The following is a 14,854-nucleotide window of genomic DNA, read 5'->3' on the forward strand; positions in this document are numbered from 1 at the left end:
TCTTTTTTTGCGAACATACCAGAGCATATCAAGGACACCGAAATGACCCTTACATTGGATCAGGCCCGCAGCATCATTGACCATACTCGGGCGAAGGGGCGCGAGATGGCGCTCAAGCCGCTATCAGTCGTCGTACTGGACGCGGGCGGTCACGTTCTGGCGTTTGAACGTGAAGATGGTGCCGCTCCGGGGCGTTTTGCCATCGCGCATGGCAAGGCATACGGCGCGGTGATGTTGGGCATGGCGGGCACAGCCCAGATGGTGCGGGCTGAGCAACAGGCCTATTTCATGGCGGCCGTGAACGGTGTCTATGGTGGGCAGGTTGTGCCTGTTCCGGGCGGCGTTCTGCTACGCAGTGAGGCGGGGGTCGTGATCGGTGCGGTTGGGGTCACTGGGGATACCTCCGACAATGACGCGGAGGCCGCGATGGCGGGCATTCGGGCCACCGGTCTGAACGGCGAGGCGTGATTGGTTTGCCCGACATCATGCGAGGTCGGGCAGGCAAACAGGCCGCAGACGACATGACCAATGTGAAAGCTGCGGCGCATATGCAGCTTTTTACGGGCTGACGGCGGGTCCCGCCCTTAAGGGGAATTGCCACTCGCCGCAGCGTGGCTGTAGGATTGTCCTGATCCGGTCGTGCCGCCCGTAAGGGCGCATGACCGATGCCCAAACCGCTGAGGACAGAATGACACGCCCCAAAGTCGGCATTATTGGCAACTCCTATCTGATCAACGATGAATACCCGGCCCATGCCGGGGGGACCATGAACTCCGAGGCGGTGGCCGAGGTGGCGGGCTGCATGCCGCTGCTGATCCCCTCCGATCCCCGGTTCCTCTCGGTTGAGGAGCTGCTGGAGAGTTTCGACGGTTTCCTGCTGACCGGCGGGCGGCCGAACGTGCATCCAAATGAATATGGTGAGGCGGAAACCGATGCGCATGGCGCCTTTGACCGGGCGCGCGATGCCATCGCGTTGCCGCTGGTGCGGGCCTGTGTGGAGCGGGGGCAGCCGTTCCTTGGCATTTGCCGGGGGTTTCAGGAGGTGAATGTGGCCATGGGTGGCACGCTATACCCGGAGATCCGTGACCTGCCGGGGCGCATGAACCATCGGATGCCGCCCGATGGTACGCTGGAAGAGAAATTCGCCATGCGCCATATCGTGGAGCTGAGCGAGGGCGGTGTGTTCCACCGATTGTTCGGTGCGCCTGAGGTGATGACCAATTCGCTGCATGGGCAGGGGATCAAGGCACCGGGCAACCGGATTGTGGTTGACGGAACTGCGCCTGATGGCACGCCTGAGGCCATTTATGTGAAAGACGCGCCCGGCTTTACCCTTGCGGTGCAATGGCACCCGGAATGGGACGCCGCCAATGATCCGGTGTCGCGGCCATTGTTCACCGCTTTCGGCGACGCGGTGCGGGATTGGGCGGATGGGACAGGAGCGCGGGGCCATCGTCAAAGCGCCTGATGCGAGGCATCTGACGGCGCTGTTTCGACTTGCGTTTGTATCAACAGGCACCGCGATGACGGTGCCTGTTGTCGTGTCAGGGAAGCCTTCTCAGACCAGAAGGTCAAACTCATGCATCAGCGGCAATTGCCGTGCGCGCTTGCCCGTGAGGTCAAAGAGAGCATTCGCCAGCGCAGGCGCGGCAGGCGGGGTGCCCGGTTCACCGGCTCCGCCCATTCGGGGCTGATTTTCCAGCAGGGTCACCTCAACCCGGGGCATCGTGTGCATGCGCAGCGCGTCATAGTCGGGGAAGTTCTCCTGCTCGACCGCGCCGCCATCAATGGTGATCTCCCCAAAACAGGCGGCTGACAAGCCGTAGACCATGCCGCCAAACATTTGCGCCCGGGTGTTCTTCGGGTCGATGACACGCCCCAGATCGGCAGCAATCCAGGCGTTGGTCATGCGAATCTGGCCCTCCTCATCGGCCACTTCGATCACCTGAGCGACCGGGGTGCCAAAGCTGTAGGCCATGGCGACCCCGCGGCCGATGCCGTCGGGTGTCTTGCCGGTCCAGCCGGACATGTCACGGACGGTCTCCAGCACCTTGGCGGCGGGGTCCCATTCGGCGCGGGCCAATTCCAGCCGGAACTCCAGCGGATCGCGGCCCGCCGCATGGGCCATTTCGTCAATAATACTGTCGGAGAAGAACCCGTTGAACGACGCCCCGACCGAGCGCCAGAAACCAACCGGGAGCATGGGCGTGGCCAGATAGCCCTCAACCCGGAAGTTTGGGATGGCCAGCGGCTGGTTGAAGGCCGCGTCGACATGCCCCTTGTCCGGGCCGCTCATCGGCAGGCCCAGCATCCGGCCTGCGCCCTCAACCGTGGCGGATTGGGCGGCGATCTTGCCATGGACCATCACGGCCTTGCCATCTTTCACCGCCGCGCGGTAGCGGGCAACGGCACCGGGGCGGTAGACGTCGTGCGTCATGTCCTCCTCGCGGCTCCATGTCAGCTGCACCGGGGTATCGGGCATTTGCAGGGCGATCTGCACTGCACGGTCCGTGTAGTCGGTTTCGATACGCCGCCCGAAGCCGCCCCCTAGATAGGTGGTATTCACCTTCACCGCGTCGGTGTCGAGCCCTGCCAAGGCTGCGGCGTTTTTCTGCACAATGGTTGGACCCTGATTGGGGGCCCAGATCTGCAAGCTGTCTCCGGAATAGAGCGCGGTGGCATTCATCGGCTCCATCGTGGCGTGGGCGAGGTAAGGCAACCGGTATTCAGCCTCGATCACGGTCGCGCCCTCTGGCAGAGCGTCCACATCGCCGTCATCACGCATGGTGGAATTTGGCGCGGCGTCAAAGCTGCGGTTGATTTCGTCAAAAATCGCCTCAGTCGTCTCTGGGTAGGGGGCTTTTTCCCAGGTGACATCAATCGCGTCCACGGCCTGCTGGGCAAGCCATGTATTGCTGGCCACGACTGCAACCGCATCGCCAAGGTCGAGGATCTTATCGACACCGGCCATCCCCTCGGCAGCGCTGGCGTCAAAGGCGGTTTTGCCGACGCCGAAATGCGGGCTTTGCCGGATGGCCGCAAATTTCATGCCGGGCAGGCGGACGTCGACGCCAAACTCTGCAGTACCGGTGGATTTGGCGACCATGTCGATGCGCGGCACGTCTTTGCCGATCAGACGCCATTCAGACGCCGGGCGCAGATCTGCTTCGATCGGCGCAAGGGAGGCAGCGGCATCTGCAAGCGCGCTATAGGGCAGGCGGGCGCCGTCGGGAGCAATAACATGGCCGTCCTCGGTCGTGAGCTGATCGCGGGTGATACTCAGTTGATCGGCGGCGGCCTGTTTCAGGGTTTCGCGGGCGCTTGCGCCAGCATGGCGCATCCGTTCAAACCCGTCCCGCATGGAGGAGGAGCCGCCGGTGACCTGCAGATCAAGAAACTTCGACATGTGGCCGACGATTTCGCCCAGAGAGTGCTGGAAATCGGAGGCATCATAACCGCGACCGGGCAGCGCCTCGGACATCATGGCGCTGTTGTAATAGGCCTTGGCGGCCGGGCCATGCAGTACGGTGACTTTGGCGGGATCGACGTCCAACTCCTCGGCAATCAGGCTGGCCCATGCGGATTTCACACCCTGTCCCATTTCGGCCCGAGGCGCGATCAGCGTGACGCCGGACTGATCGACAAAGACAAAGGGGTTGAGCACCGCGCGCCCGTCCTCCTGTGCCAGCGGGTTGGGGGCGGGCTGGTGGTATTTATAGGTGCCGAAGGCCACACCGCCGACGATCGCGGCAGAGCCGATGAGAAAGCTGCGGCGGGCGATTTTCTTGAGGCTGGCCATGACTCAGGCCTCCTTCATCATGCTGGCGGCGTCGTGAATGGCGGCGCGTATGCGCGGGTAGGTGCCGCAGCGGCAGAGGTTGCCCTGCATGGCCTCGTCGATTTCGGCGTCACTGGGGGAGGGGTTTTCCGCCAACAGACTGGCGGCCTGCATGATCTGGCCGGACTGGCAGTAGCCACATTGGGCCACCTGATTGGCGACCCATGCCTTTTGCACAACGGCCATTGTGTCGGGTGTTCCGACCCCTTCGATTGTGGTGACATCACCCCAGACGTCGGAGAGCGCCACCTGACAGGAGCGCACGGCCTCGCCATCGATATGCACCGTGCAGGCGCCGCAGGCCGCGACGCCGCAGCCGAATTTTGTGCCGGTAAGGCCAATCTCATCCCGCAGCACCCACAGCAGGGGCACGTCGTCCGGCAGATCGACCTGATGAGAGGTTCCATTGATGCGAAGGGTGGTGGACATGGCGGGCTCTTTCTCGATTGGCTGACGTGGTGACATAATTGGCTTATTTTGTCAGGATGTCAATTGACATAATTGAGGCGAAGTGTCAGAAGCGATTTCATGATCAAATCTTCCAGCGATCCGAAACAACGCGCCATTCTTGAAGCGGCCTGGGGGGGATTTGCGACCTACGGGTATCGCAAAACCTCAATGGACGACATTGCCAGGCGGGCGGGCATGTCGCGACCCGCGGTCTATCTGCACTTCAGAAACAAGGAAGCGATCCTGGAGGCGTTGATTGATGCGCATTATGCGGAGACTGCTGACCGGCTCCGTGCGGCGCTGACGTCGCAAGGCACAGCAGCGGCGCAACTGCTTGCGGCCTTTGAGGCGCAGGGCGGTGAGGCGATGGAAGCGATGTTGAACACGCCCCATGGGATGGAAGTGCTGGAAGCCAGCATGAGCAGCGCGGGGGATCGTATTGATGCAGGCGAGGCGCTCTTGCGGGATGTTTACGCGGCATGGCTGGCTGAGATGGCTGCGACGGGCACCATTCGTTTGACAGGCACGACCGAAGAGGTCGCACGGACATTTTGCAGCGCGATGAAGGGCGTGAAACACACCTCTGCGGATTACGCCAGCTATCGCGCAGGTGTGCGTCAGCTGGCGCAGCTGTTTGCGGCGGGGCTGTCCCCGCGGTGAGGCAGACTTAGCAGGCCTGCCTCAGGGAGTGGCGCGTCAGAGCACGGTGCGCAGGTGCCAGAGTTCCGGGAACAGTTCCACCTCCAGCATCCGTTTCAGGTAGCTGACACCACCAGTGCCGCCGGTGCCACGCTTGAAACCGATGACGCGCTCGACCGTGGTCACGTGATTGAAGCGCCAGCGGCGGAAGTAATCCTCAAAATCCACCAGCTTTTCTGCCAGCTCATAGAGGTCCCAATGCGCCTCAGTGTTGCGGTAGACCTCGCACCAGGCAGCCTCGACCGCGGGATGGGGCGTGTAGGCCTCTGACAGGTCGCGCTTCAGCACCTCATCCGGCAGGTCGAAGCGCTGGCCAAGCGTCCGTAGCGCCACATCATAGAGCGAGGGCTGGCTCAGCTCTTCCTCCAGCAAGGCCAGAATGTCGGGCCGGTGGGCGTGGGGGCGCAGCATCGCCTTGTTGCGATTGCCGAGCATGAATTCGATCTGACGGTACTGGTGCGACTGAAAGCCCGAGCTTTGCCCCAGCTCATCACGAAAGGCGGTGTAATCGGAGGGTGTCATGGTGCGCAGCACATCCCAGGCGGAATTCAGTTGTTCAAAGATGCGGGCGACACGGGCAAGCATCTTGAAGGCCTCATGCGGCTTGTCATCCAGCAAGCGCGCGCGGGCGGCGGTCAGCTCGTGGATGGCGAGGCGCATCCACAGTTCCGAGGTCTGATGCTGGATGATGAACAGCATCTCGTCATGGGTGTTGGTCCAGGTCTTCTGCGCGGTCAGCAGCGTGTCGAGCGACAGGTAGTCGCCATAGGACATACGTCCGTCAAACGACATCTGCGCGCCTTCTTTGGCGGGGTCATAGGGGGTGGACATGGAAAGGCTCCTTGGTGTTCCGGAAGTGTATCAGATTGCGGAAACAGGAGCCTTTCTCGAATTGAGCGTGCCGCATTGGGCCAGCCGCCGCCACAGGGCGACCCAGCCAGCCGGACGGCACAGTGGCACGCGATATGCGGGCAGAGCCATCATCAGGTGACGGCGTTGCGGGTCTTGTATTCGGCACTGTCCCACAGCGCGTTGGTCATCACATCCTCGATGATATCGACGGCGGCCCGCACATCGCCCTCGTCAATGTAGAGCGGAGTAAAGCCGAAGCGCATGATATCAGGCGCGCGGAAGTCACCGACCACGCCACGGGCAATGAGCGCCTGCATGGCGGCGTAACCCTCATGGAAGCGGAACGAGACCTGACTGCCACGGCCAGCGCCATCGCGAGGGGAGGCAAGGGTGAGATCGGGGCAGCGGGCTTCGACCTCAGCGATGAACAGATCGCAAAGTTCAATCGACTTGGCGCGCACATCCGCCATATCGGCCATGTCCCAGATGTCCATCGACGCCTCAAGCGCGGCGAGTTGCAACACAGGGGGCGTGCCGACCCGCATCCGTTCGATGCCGTTGCCGGGTTTGTAGTTCAGGTCAAAATCAAACGGCGCGGCGTGCCCCAGCCAGCCGGACAGGGCCGGGCGGGCGGCATCTGCGTGGCGGGGGGCGACGTAGATGAAAGCGGGACCACCGGGGCCGCTGTTGAGGTATTTATAGGTGCAGCCGACCGCGAAATCCGCCTTGCAGCCAGCCAGATCCACCGGCAGCGCGCCTGCGGAATGGGCCAGATCCCAGACCGTTACAACCCCAGCGGCATGGGCCTGTTCTGTCAGCGCCTTCATGTCGTGTTTGCGCCCTGTGCGATAGTCCACTTCGGTCAGCATCAGCACCGCAATGTCATCGGTGATATGGGCGCTGACCTCTTCCGGCGCGACAACGCGCAGGGCATAGTCCGGGCCCAGCGATTTCACCAGCCCCTCAACCATATAGAGGTCGGAAGGGAAGTTGCCGCTATCGGACAGTACCACCTTGCGGGTTGGGTTCAGCTCCAATGCCGAAGCGACGGCCTGATAGACCTTGATCGACAGGGTGTCTCCCATCACCACGTGGCCCGGTTCGGCGCCGATCAAACGCGCAATCCGGTCGCCGATGGCGGTGGGTTTCTGCATCCAACCGGCCTTGTTCCAGCCGGTGATAAGCATCTCGCCCCATTCGTCCTCAATCGTGCTGCGCACCCGTTCTGCGGTGGCGCGGGGCATTGGCCCGAGAGAGTTGCCATCGAGGTAGATCATCCCTTCCGGCAGGGAGAACATGGCCTTGGTCGCGGCAAAATCGGTCATCTGAACCTCGTGAGCATGGGTGATCTGGCGGTCAACATATTTTATTTTATGCTTAAAGTTTCTGGAGTGCTATCGCATCGTGCCGCCCCTGTCCAGAGATTAGGATCCAGGATCCCCGCTCTGGGCGCCACCCGGCTGCGGCTCGGGGATGCCCAGCTCGGTGCGTTTGCGCTTGGACAGGCCTGCGGTGACGAGACGATAGGACAGGCTGATCTGCTCTTTCAGTTCCGTGTCGCTCAGGCCGGGGTCCTTGAAATGCTGCAGCCATTTCATCCCGCGCGACGCCAGATAGGGCGCCGGGCGGACGCCCGGACGCTCTTGCAGGACCTCAAAGGCGATATCGCCGGTCTTGAAGGTAAAGGCGTCCTTGCCATCAGCCCAGCCGCAGATGGCAAAAACCTTGCCCCCTGCCTTCCACACGTCGGCATTGCCCCATTGGACCACATGGGACGTGGCGGCAAAGCTGGCGCAGAACGCGTTGAACTCTTCCCGTGTCATCAGGTTTGCCCGCCGGCAATCTCAATTGTCTGCCCGTTGATCGACTGCGAGCCGGGACCGCAAAGCCACAGCAGCGCTGCGGCCACCTCATCGGGCAGAATCAGGCGTTTGTGACGATTGGCGGAGACCATGATCTTCAGTGCGTCTTCCTCACTGACGCCCGCGCGCTGAGAGATCGAGGTCACGTTCCGGTCGATGATCGGGGTATCGACGTAGCCGGGGCAGAGGGCGTTGAAGGTATAAGGCGTGCCCAGATAATCCTCGCTCAGCGAGCGTGTCAGGCCGATAAGCCCATGTTTGCTGGCCGAATAGCAGGGCGCGCCTTGCAGGCCACGCAGGCCCGCGATGGAGGAGACGGTGACGACGCGGCCCCAGTCGGTCTGGCGCATGGATTTCATGGATTCGCGGATCGTCAAAAAGGCGCCGTCCAGATTTGTGGCCATCATATTGCGCCAGAACTCCATCGACATCTTGTGCAGGGCCTTGCCCTCAGCGATGCCAGCGTTGGGCACGCAGATCTGTATCGGCCCGCGGGCGGCAGTGGCGGTGTCGATCTTGGCGATGACATCAGCTTCGTCACGCACATCCATCGCCAACGGGTGAAGCACGTCGGTTGCGACCTCCTCCAGAACCTCTTGGCGACGGCCGGTGATGGTGACCTCTGCACCTTCTGCGGCCAGCGCCTGTGCCATTGCCAGGCCAATGCCGGTACCGCCGCCGGTGATCAACGCGTGTTTTCCCTTGAGTGTCATGGCCTTGCTCCGCTGTTGGGTGTTGGTGTTCTTTGCCGGGATATCTCCCGGTTGTGAGAAGAGCCTAACCGCCGCGCGAAGGCAGGCAAGATCTCCGTTCCGTCACTTTGTCGGGCATTTCAGGGGTAGGGGAATTTTGCCGTCTTGGATCACCTCCGAGAGGTTGTTTACATAAATATTCCAATGTATGAATGTCATTCCAAAGGTGGCGACAGGCCCCCGTTGCAGATGGAGGATGACATGAAAACTCTCGCCTTTGGCCTGGTGGTCACGCTGATATCGCCCGCAGCTGCGCTGGCGAGCGAAGATATCGCCGACCAATACCCCCAGTCCGAGCTCTACGCCAAACCCGTTGAAGTGATTCCGCAGGTGTTTTCCGCTATCGGGGCGACCGCACCGCCAACCTATGAAAACGCAGGTCACAACAATAATCTCAGTTTTGTCGTGACGGATCAGGGCGTTGTCGTCATCAATGCGGGCGCGTCGGACGCGCTGGCGGCTGCGCTGCATGCGGAGATCAAAGCGCTGACCGATCAGCCGGTGGTGCTGGTGATCAATGAAAATGGTCAGGGCCATGCGATGCTGGGCAATGGCTATTGGCGCGATCAGGGCGTGGATGTTCTGGCCCATATGGAGGCCACGGCAGAGGTCAAAGAGAGCGGCCATTTCATCCTGCAAGGCATGCAGAGCTACAATAAGGACCGCGCGGGCGCGACACGGATTGAGCCTGCCAACCTCAGCTTTGAGGATCGCTATGATCTGTCGCTGGGGGGCGTCGATTTTCAGATCCTGCATCTGGGCCCGGCCCATGATCCTGGCGATACTCAGGTCTGGATTCCGCAGTGGGGAATGTTGATCGCCGGGGATATCGCGTTTCACGAGCGGATGCTGCCGATTTTTGAACATACCTGCACCAGCTGCTGGATTGAGACCTGGCAGGAAAAGTTGGAACCGCTCGATCCAACCTATGTGATCCCCGGTCACGGCCATCCGACCAATTTCGATCAGGTGCGGCGCTACACGCTGGACTACCTCGTGGATCTGCGCAGCAAGATTGGTGCCCATATCGAAGAGGGCGGGGATCTGGCGTCGGCTTATTACGTGGATCAGGCCCGCTGGCAGCAGCTCGATACCTTTGAGGAATTGGCGACCAAGAATGCCGGTCGCGTCTATGAGGAAATGGAGTGGGAATAGCCGCAGGAGGGCTGTCGCTTTGGCCATTAACGCTCTTGTGACCGGTGATTGGCGCCGTCTGCGCTGATCACCCGTTTGGGCATGCCAAAGTATACGTGGCTATCCACAACAATTTGTGCAGGATCATGCCGCAAATGGAACGGATTCGCCGTTTCACGACCATTCAGGGCAATTTGTCCTTATCCTTCGGAGGAGCGCTCCGAAGGGTGGACCTTCTGGCCTCATGAGGGAAAACTGCCGCTGATGCGCATCAAATCGGACAAGGATCACCCGGAGTGTCGCCTGCAATGAAATGGATCGACGTGCCTCCGGTGTGGCTGTTGGGCTTTGCGGTGCTGGCCTGGTGCCAGGCCCGATTTCTGCCGTTGGGGCTTGAATTCTCGGGGGGCGCAATCGGCGCGTTTGTGGGGTTTCTCAGCGGTGTGCTGATCGGCGGAGGGATCGTTTTGATGCTGCTGGCCGTGACGGAATTGCGGCGCCAGAAGACAACGCTTCACCCGCATGGGCAGCCCAGCCAGCTGGTGCAATCCGGCATTTTCAAACGCAGTCGCAATCCGATTTATCTCGGTGATTGCCTGTTGCTGCTGGGGCTGATCCTGCGGTTCGATGCGGTGCTGTCGCTGGCGCTGCTGCCAATTTTTGTTTGGGTGCTGGAGCGGCGGTTCATTCTGCCGGAAGAAAACCGGTTGCGCAGGCAGTTCCGCGCGGACTGGGCGCGGTATGAACAGAAGACACGGCGATGGCTGTGATGGATTTGCGGCACCGCGGCAATCCGTTGCGGCGACGCAGCGAAACTGTTGCGCAAAAATGTTGCGCAATGTAGTCAAAATATTTGCGATACGTGCTCAGTAAGTCTGGCGCGGGGACAATGAGGGGGACCGACAAGGTGAAAATAGGCACGCCAAAAGAAGTATTTGACGGCGAGGCGCGGGTTGCGATGACCCCGGACTCTGCGGTTCAACTGCAAAAGCTGGGCTATACCTGTGCGATCGAGACCGGCGCAGGTGCTGCGGCTGGGTTTGCAGATGCCACATATGAGGCTGTTGGCGTTGAGATCGTCAAAACACCGGCCGCCCTGTGGAAAGCGGCAGATATCGTGGCCAAGGTGCGCCAGCCGACTGAAACGGAACTGAAGCGGATGACAGCGGGCAAGACGCTGATTTCCTTCTTCAATCCGGGCGGCAATGAGGCCGGTATGGAGCTTGCACGCTCCAAGGGCGCCAATGTGATCGCGATGGAAATGGTGCCGCGGATTTCCCGCGCGCAGAAGATGGACGCATTGTCCTCCATGGCCAATATCGCGGGCTATCGCGCGGTGATCGAGGCGGGCAACAATTTCGGCCGGTTCTTCACCGGTCAGATCACGGCGGCAGGCAAGGTGCCGCCCGCCAAGGTTCTGGTGGTGGGCGCCGGTGTTGCCGGTCTGGCGGCCATCGGGGCATCCACCAGCCTTGGCGCGATCACCTATGCCTTTGACGTGCGCCCTGAAGTGGCCGAGCAGGTCGAAAGCATGGGCGCAGAGTTCGTTTACCTTGATTTTGAGGAAAGCCAGCAGGACGGTGCGGCAACCGGCGGTTACGCAGCTGTCTCCAGCCCCGAATTCCGTGAGGCCCAACTGGCCAAGTTCCGCGAATTGGCCCCTGATGTTGATATCGTCATCACCACCGCGCTGATCCCCAACCGCGAAGCCCCCAAGCTGTGGCTTGAGGATATGGTCGCGGCGATGAAACCGGGTTCTGTCATCATTGACCTTGCAGCTGAAAAAGGCGGCAATGTCGAAGGAACGGTGATGGACGAGAAGGTCGTCACCGAAAACGGCGTAACCATCGTCGGCTATACCGATTTCCCCAGCCGCATGGCGGCGCAGGCTTCGACGCTTTATGCCACCAACATTCGTCACATGATGACTGACCTGACGCCCGAGAAAGACGGTCAGATCAATCACAACATGGAAGATGATGTGATCCGTGGCGCGACGGTGACCTTCGAGAAAGAAATCACCTTCCCGCCGCCACCGCCCAAGGTGCAGGCCATCGCGGCCCAGCCGAAGAAAGAGGTGAAGGAGCTGACGCCCGAAGAGAAGCGGGCGCAGGAAGTCGAGGCTTTCAAGCAGCAGACCAAAAATCAGGTCACTCTGTTGGCCGTTGGCGGGGCCTTGGTGCTGCTGGTGGGGCTGTTTGCGCCCGCCAGCTTCATGCAGCATTTCATCGTGTTTGCGTTGGCCTGTTTTGTGGGCTTCCAGGTGATCTGGGGTGTTGCCCACTCGCTGCATACGCCGCTGATGGCTGTCACCAATGCGATTTCCTCGATCATCATTCTTGGGGCGCTGATGCAGATCGGATCGGGATCATTCCTGGTGATCTTCCTCGCGGCAGTGTCGGTATTCATGGCCGGGATCAATATCTTCGGCGGTTTCCTCGTCACCCGGCGCATGCTTGCCATGTTCCAGAAATCTTAAGGAGGCCGGGATTATGGACTTTGGCTTTACAACTGCCGCCTATGTGGTTGCGGCTGTTCTCTTCATCCTGTCGCTGGGCGGCCTGAGCGGGCAGGAAAGCGCAAAACGCGCCGTCTGGTACGGCATTGCGGGTATGGCGCTGGCGGTGCTGGCAACCCTGATTGGGCCGGGTGCTGGTCTGTGGCTGTTGTCGATCGTCTTGATCGCCGCAGGCGGCCTCATCGGCTACTATGTCGCCAAACGCGTGCAGATGACCGAAATGCCCCAACTGGTGGCGGCGATGCACTCGCTGGTGGGTCTTGCAGCGGTTTTTGTGGGCTTCATCGCCCATATTGAGCTGGGTCGCGTTCTGGCGATGGATGACACCGCCAAGAAGGCGCTTGAGGGTTTTGGCGCGCTGCTGGCCAAGAAAGACGGTGTTGAGATCGCGATCCTGCGGGTTGAGCTGTTTCTTGGTGTCTTCATCGGGGCTGTGACCTTTACCGGGTCGGTGATTGCCTATGGCAAGCTGGCGGGCAAAGTGTCTTCGGCGGCCACCAAGCTGCCCGGTGGGCATATGCTGAACGCCGGTGCGGCTGGGCTCTCGCTGATCTGCCTGATCTGGTATTTCAACACCGGCGGCCTCTTCCCGCTGTTCCTGATGACGCTGGCGGCACTGTTCATCGGCTACCATCTGATTATGGGCATCGGCGGCGCCGATATGCCGGTGGTTGTCTCGATGCTGAACAGCTACTCCGGCTGGGCGGCGGCAGCGATTGGTTTCTCGCTCGGCAATGATCTGTTGATCGTGGTTGGCGCGCTGGTGGGCTCCTCCGGTGCGATCCTCAGCTACATCATGTGTAAGGCGATGAACCGCAGCTTTATCTCGGTGATCCTTGGTGGCTTTGGTGGCACTGCAGGCCCGGCGATGGAAATCGACGGTGAGCAGATCGCAATCGAGGCAGATGGCGTGGCAACCGCGCTGGATGAGGCTGACTCTGTGGTGATCATCCCCGGCTATGGCATGGCAGTGGCTCAGGCCCAGCAGAATGTGGCGGAACTGACCCGCCGCCTGCGGGCCAAGGGCAAAAACGTCCGCTTTGCGATCCACCCGGTTGCAGGACGTCTGCCCGGTCACATGAACGTGCTGCTGGCGGAAGCGAAGGTGCCTTATGACATCGTGCTGGAAATGGACGAGATCAACGAGGACTTCCCGGAGACCGATGTGGCGATTGTCATTGGCTCCAACGACATCGTGAACCCGGCGGCACAGGAAGACCCCAATTCGCCGATCGCTGGCATGCCGGTGCTGGAATGCTGGAAAGCGAAACAAGTCTTTGTCTCCAAACGCGGTCAGGGCACTGGCTACTCGGGGATCGAGAACCCGCTGTTCTTCAAGGAAAACACGCGGATGTTCTATGGCGATGCGAAGGCCAGCCTCGACAAGCTGCTGACCATGATCAGCTGATTGTTCGGCTCATCGCTGCACACACTGAAAGAGCGCTCCCGACGGGGCGCTCTTTTTTATTGGCCAATGCGGACTGGGGCCTGTGCTATCATAGGGCAGCCGAGGAGGATGATATGGAAAAGGCCCAAGGCATAGGTGGCGTGTTCTTCCGCGCCAAAGACCCAGAAGCGCTCAGCCGATGGTACAATGACCATCTGGGAATTGACCCCGTTGGGGGGACACCCTGGATGCAGGGAGGCGGCTATACTGTCTTCGCCCCGTTTGCTGAGGACACCGACTATTTCGGAGACACAAGCAAACAGTGGATGATCAATTTCCGGGTAACGGATCTGGCGGCGATGATCGCGCAGTTGCAGGCGGCGGATATCTCGGTGGAGACACGGCCGGAGTGGGACGGTGAGATCGGCTATTTCGCGCGGTTGCACGACCCGGAGGGCAATCCAATAGAATTGTGGCAACCTATTGGGCGGGCTGCAGATACCGCTTGAGCTGGAGTGTACTCCAACCGTTAGGGTGTCCCGACTCACCCATGGTGGGTGGGCAGCAAGAGAGACGTGCATGAAGATTTCAGACGTGGCGATGGCCACTGGCCTGAGCGTGGATACCCTGCGCTTTTACGAGAAGATCGGGCTGATAGACCCGCCCGCGCGGGATGCCGCCGGGCGGCGGGTCTATGACCGCGATATCCTCGGCTGGATCCGTTTTCTGGGGCAGTTGAACGCCACAGGAATGAAGCAGGCGGACCGCGTCCGCTATGCCAGATTACGGGCAAAGGGGCGGGAAACACTGGCCGAACGGCGCGAAATGCTGGAAGCCCACCGCGAGGTGATCCGCCGGCAGCTGGCGCAGCTTCATGACACGCTTGCCCTATTGGATCGCAAGGTGGCGATCTACCATGACCTGGAAAAGGACAGCGCAGATGTCTGACGCATTGACCCATGGCCGCAAGCTGCTGGCAGAGATGAACCCGAATCTGGAAGCGATCCTGGCAGAGCGCTACGACGCACATTTGCCGGGAATGGCAGAGAGCCTGGTGGAGTGGGCCTATGGGCGCCATTACGCGCGCGAGGGCCTGGACCTGCGCACACGGCAGCTCTGTACAATTGCCGCGCTGACGGCGCTTGGCGGTCAGACCACTCCGCAGTTGAAGATAAATATCGCTCATACCCGTGCGGCGGGCGCAAGTGAGGCAGAGATTCTGGAGGTGATCTGGCAGATGGCGGTTTATGGCGGGATGCCTGCGGCCATCAATGGTTTGAATGCGGCGATTGAGGTGTTTGAGGCGGCATAATGCCCTCGTCTGGCGTCGGGCTTGCCTCGATTGTATACGGTTGTATCCAG

Annotated in this window: 16 protein-coding genes; 10 read left to right on the forward strand and 6 right to left on the reverse strand. The window is 60.8% G+C overall.

Annotation, left to right across the window (positions count from 1 at the left end; genetic code table 11):
- The first annotated feature begins 42 nt into the window (after nt 1-42).
- Nucleotides 43-468: a heme-binding protein gene (locus tag D1820_RS00720; RefSeq protein ID WP_118067543.1), complete on the forward strand. Its 426-nt coding sequence runs from the start codon at nt 43-45 to the stop codon at nt 466-468.
- 220 nt (nt 469-688) lie between these two features.
- On the forward strand, nt 689-1,468 hold the full coding sequence (locus tag D1820_RS00725) for a gamma-glutamyl-gamma-aminobutyrate hydrolase family protein (RefSeq protein ID WP_040174153.1): 780 nt from the start codon (nt 689-691) through the stop codon (nt 1,466-1,468).
- A 90-nt stretch (nt 1,469-1,558) separates the two neighbouring features.
- Here D1820_RS00725 and D1820_RS00730 read toward each other — a convergent pair whose 3' ends face one another.
- Nucleotides 1,559-3,799: a xanthine dehydrogenase family protein molybdopterin-binding subunit gene (locus D1820_RS00730; protein WP_118067544.1), complete on the reverse strand. Its 2,241-nt coding sequence runs from the start codon at nt 3,797-3,799 to the stop codon at nt 1,559-1,561.
- Nucleotides 3,800-3,802: 3 nt separating this feature from the next.
- Nucleotides 3,803-4,267 carry a (2Fe-2S)-binding protein gene (locus D1820_RS00735; RefSeq protein WP_102898245.1) on the reverse strand — a complete coding sequence of 155 codons (465 nt, stop codon included), beginning with the start codon at nt 4,265-4,267 and terminating at the stop codon, nt 3,803-3,805.
- 99 nt (nt 4,268-4,366) lie between these two features.
- On the opposite strand from D1820_RS00735, the gene D1820_RS00740 reads away from it, so the two are divergent.
- Nucleotides 4,367-4,948 carry a TetR/AcrR family transcriptional regulator gene (locus D1820_RS00740; RefSeq protein WP_118067545.1) on the forward strand — a complete coding sequence of 194 codons (582 nt, stop codon included), beginning with the start codon at nt 4,367-4,369 and terminating at the stop codon, nt 4,946-4,948.
- 36 nt (nt 4,949-4,984) lie between these two features.
- Here D1820_RS00740 and kynA read toward each other — a convergent pair whose 3' ends face one another.
- The 4 genes from kynA to D1820_RS00760 all read right to left on the reverse strand — a co-directional run bounded on the left by kynA (nt 4,985) and on the right by D1820_RS00760 (nt 8,414).
- The gene (kynA, locus tag D1820_RS00745) at nt 4,985-5,818 is read right to left on the reverse strand and encodes a tryptophan 2,3-dioxygenase (RefSeq protein WP_118067546.1); all 834 of its coding nucleotides are present in this window, start codon (nt 5,816-5,818) and stop codon (nt 4,985-4,987) included.
- A gap of 152 nt (nt 5,819-5,970) precedes the next feature.
- On the reverse strand, nt 5,971-7,164 hold the full coding sequence (kynU, locus tag D1820_RS00750) for a kynureninase (RefSeq protein ID WP_096868501.1): 1,194 nt from the start codon (nt 7,162-7,164) through the stop codon (nt 5,971-5,973).
- 99 nt (nt 7,165-7,263) lie between these two features.
- The gene (locus D1820_RS00755; protein ID WP_040174142.1) at nt 7,264-7,662 is read right to left on the reverse strand and encodes an MmcQ/YjbR family DNA-binding protein; all 399 of its coding nucleotides are present in this window, start codon (nt 7,660-7,662) and stop codon (nt 7,264-7,266) included.
- The gene (locus D1820_RS00760; protein WP_118067547.1) at nt 7,662-8,414 is read right to left on the reverse strand and encodes an SDR family NAD(P)-dependent oxidoreductase; all 753 of its coding nucleotides are present in this window, start codon (nt 8,412-8,414) and stop codon (nt 7,662-7,664) included. The genes D1820_RS00755 and D1820_RS00760 overlap by 1 nt, the downstream gene beginning before the upstream one ends.
- 240 nt (nt 8,415-8,654) lie before the next feature.
- Here D1820_RS00760 and D1820_RS00765 point away from each other — a divergent pair, with 240 nt between their 5' ends.
- The 7 genes from D1820_RS00765 to D1820_RS00795 all read left to right on the forward strand — a co-directional run bounded on the left by D1820_RS00765 (nt 8,655) and on the right by D1820_RS00795 (nt 14,804).
- Nucleotides 8,655-9,608 (forward strand): MBL fold metallo-hydrolase, encoded by a 954-nt coding sequence (locus D1820_RS00765; protein ID WP_118069944.1) that lies wholly within the window; start codon nt 8,655-8,657, stop codon nt 9,606-9,608.
- 287 nt (nt 9,609-9,895) lie between these two features.
- Complete coding sequence (locus D1820_RS00770) at nt 9,896-10,357, forward strand: isoprenylcysteine carboxylmethyltransferase family protein (protein WP_040174139.1); 462 nt, start codon at nt 9,896-9,898, stop codon at nt 10,355-10,357.
- Between the two features lie 137 nt (nt 10,358-10,494).
- On the forward strand, nt 10,495-12,066 hold the full coding sequence (locus D1820_RS00775; RefSeq protein WP_118069946.1) for a Re/Si-specific NAD(P)(+) transhydrogenase subunit alpha: 1,572 nt from the start codon (nt 10,495-10,497) through the stop codon (nt 12,064-12,066).
- A gap of 13 nt (nt 12,067-12,079) precedes the next feature.
- Nucleotides 12,080-13,513, forward strand: coding sequence for an NAD(P)(+) transhydrogenase (Re/Si-specific) subunit beta (locus D1820_RS00780; protein WP_118067548.1), 1,434 nt, complete (start codon nt 12,080-12,082; stop codon nt 13,511-13,513).
- A 113-nt stretch (nt 13,514-13,626) separates the two neighbouring features.
- On the forward strand, nt 13,627-14,001 hold the full coding sequence (locus D1820_RS00785; RefSeq protein WP_096788883.1) for a VOC family protein: 375 nt from the start codon (nt 13,627-13,629) through the stop codon (nt 13,999-14,001).
- Between the two features lie 70 nt (nt 14,002-14,071).
- Nucleotides 14,072-14,440: a MerR family transcriptional regulator gene (locus D1820_RS00790; RefSeq protein WP_096870946.1), complete on the forward strand. Its 369-nt coding sequence runs from the start codon at nt 14,072-14,074 to the stop codon at nt 14,438-14,440.
- Complete coding sequence (locus D1820_RS00795; protein ID WP_118067549.1) at nt 14,433-14,804, forward strand: carboxymuconolactone decarboxylase family protein; 372 nt, start codon at nt 14,433-14,435, stop codon at nt 14,802-14,804. The genes D1820_RS00790 and D1820_RS00795 overlap by 8 nt, the downstream gene beginning before the upstream one ends.
- Nucleotides 14,805-14,854 lie beyond the last annotated feature (50 nt).

The sequence above is a fragment of the Phaeobacter sp. LSS9 genome (genome assembly GCF_003443595.1).
Lineage (GTDB): Bacteria > Pseudomonadota > Alphaproteobacteria > Rhodobacterales > Rhodobacteraceae > Phaeobacter > Phaeobacter piscinae.

Coding starts and splice junctions, on each gene's coding strand:
- D1820_RS00770 (WP_040174139.1), top strand. CDS start 9,896: ATGAAATGGATCGACGTGCCTCCGGTGTGGCTGTTGGGCTTTGCGGTG.
- D1820_RS00720 (WP_118067543.1), top strand. CDS start 43: ATGACCCTTACATTGGATCAGGCCCGCAGCATCATTGACCATACTCGG.
- D1820_RS00795 (WP_118067549.1), top strand. CDS start 14,433: ATGTCTGACGCATTGACCCATGGCCGCAAGCTGCTGGCAGAGATGAAC.
- D1820_RS00735 (WP_102898245.1), bottom strand. CDS start 4,267: ATGTCCACCACCCTTCGCATCAATGGAACCTCTCATCAGGTCGATCTG.
- kynA (WP_118067546.1), bottom strand. CDS start 5,818: ATGTCCACCCCCTATGACCCCGCCAAAGAAGGCGCGCAGATGTCGTTT.
- D1820_RS00740 (WP_118067545.1), top strand. CDS start 4,367: ATGATCAAATCTTCCAGCGATCCGAAACAACGCGCCATTCTTGAAGCG.
- D1820_RS00780 (WP_118067548.1), top strand. CDS start 12,080: ATGGACTTTGGCTTTACAACTGCCGCCTATGTGGTTGCGGCTGTTCTC.
- D1820_RS00790 (WP_096870946.1), top strand. CDS start 14,072: ATGAAGATTTCAGACGTGGCGATGGCCACTGGCCTGAGCGTGGATACC.
- D1820_RS00725 (WP_040174153.1), top strand. CDS start 689: ATGACACGCCCCAAAGTCGGCATTATTGGCAACTCCTATCTGATCAAC.
- kynU (WP_096868501.1), bottom strand. CDS start 7,164: ATGACCGATTTTGCCGCGACCAAGGCCATGTTCTCCCTGCCGGAAGGG.
- D1820_RS00730 (WP_118067544.1), bottom strand. CDS start 3,799: ATGGCCAGCCTCAAGAAAATCGCCCGCCGCAGCTTTCTCATCGGCTCT.
- D1820_RS00765 (WP_118069944.1), top strand. CDS start 8,655: ATGAAAACTCTCGCCTTTGGCCTGGTGGTCACGCTGATATCGCCCGCA.
- D1820_RS00755 (WP_040174142.1), bottom strand. CDS start 7,662: ATGACACGGGAAGAGTTCAACGCGTTCTGCGCCAGCTTTGCCGCCACG.
- D1820_RS00760 (WP_118067547.1), bottom strand. CDS start 8,414: ATGACACTCAAGGGAAAACACGCGTTGATCACCGGCGGCGGTACCGGC.
- D1820_RS00785 (WP_096788883.1), top strand. CDS start 13,627: ATGGAAAAGGCCCAAGGCATAGGTGGCGTGTTCTTCCGCGCCAAAGAC.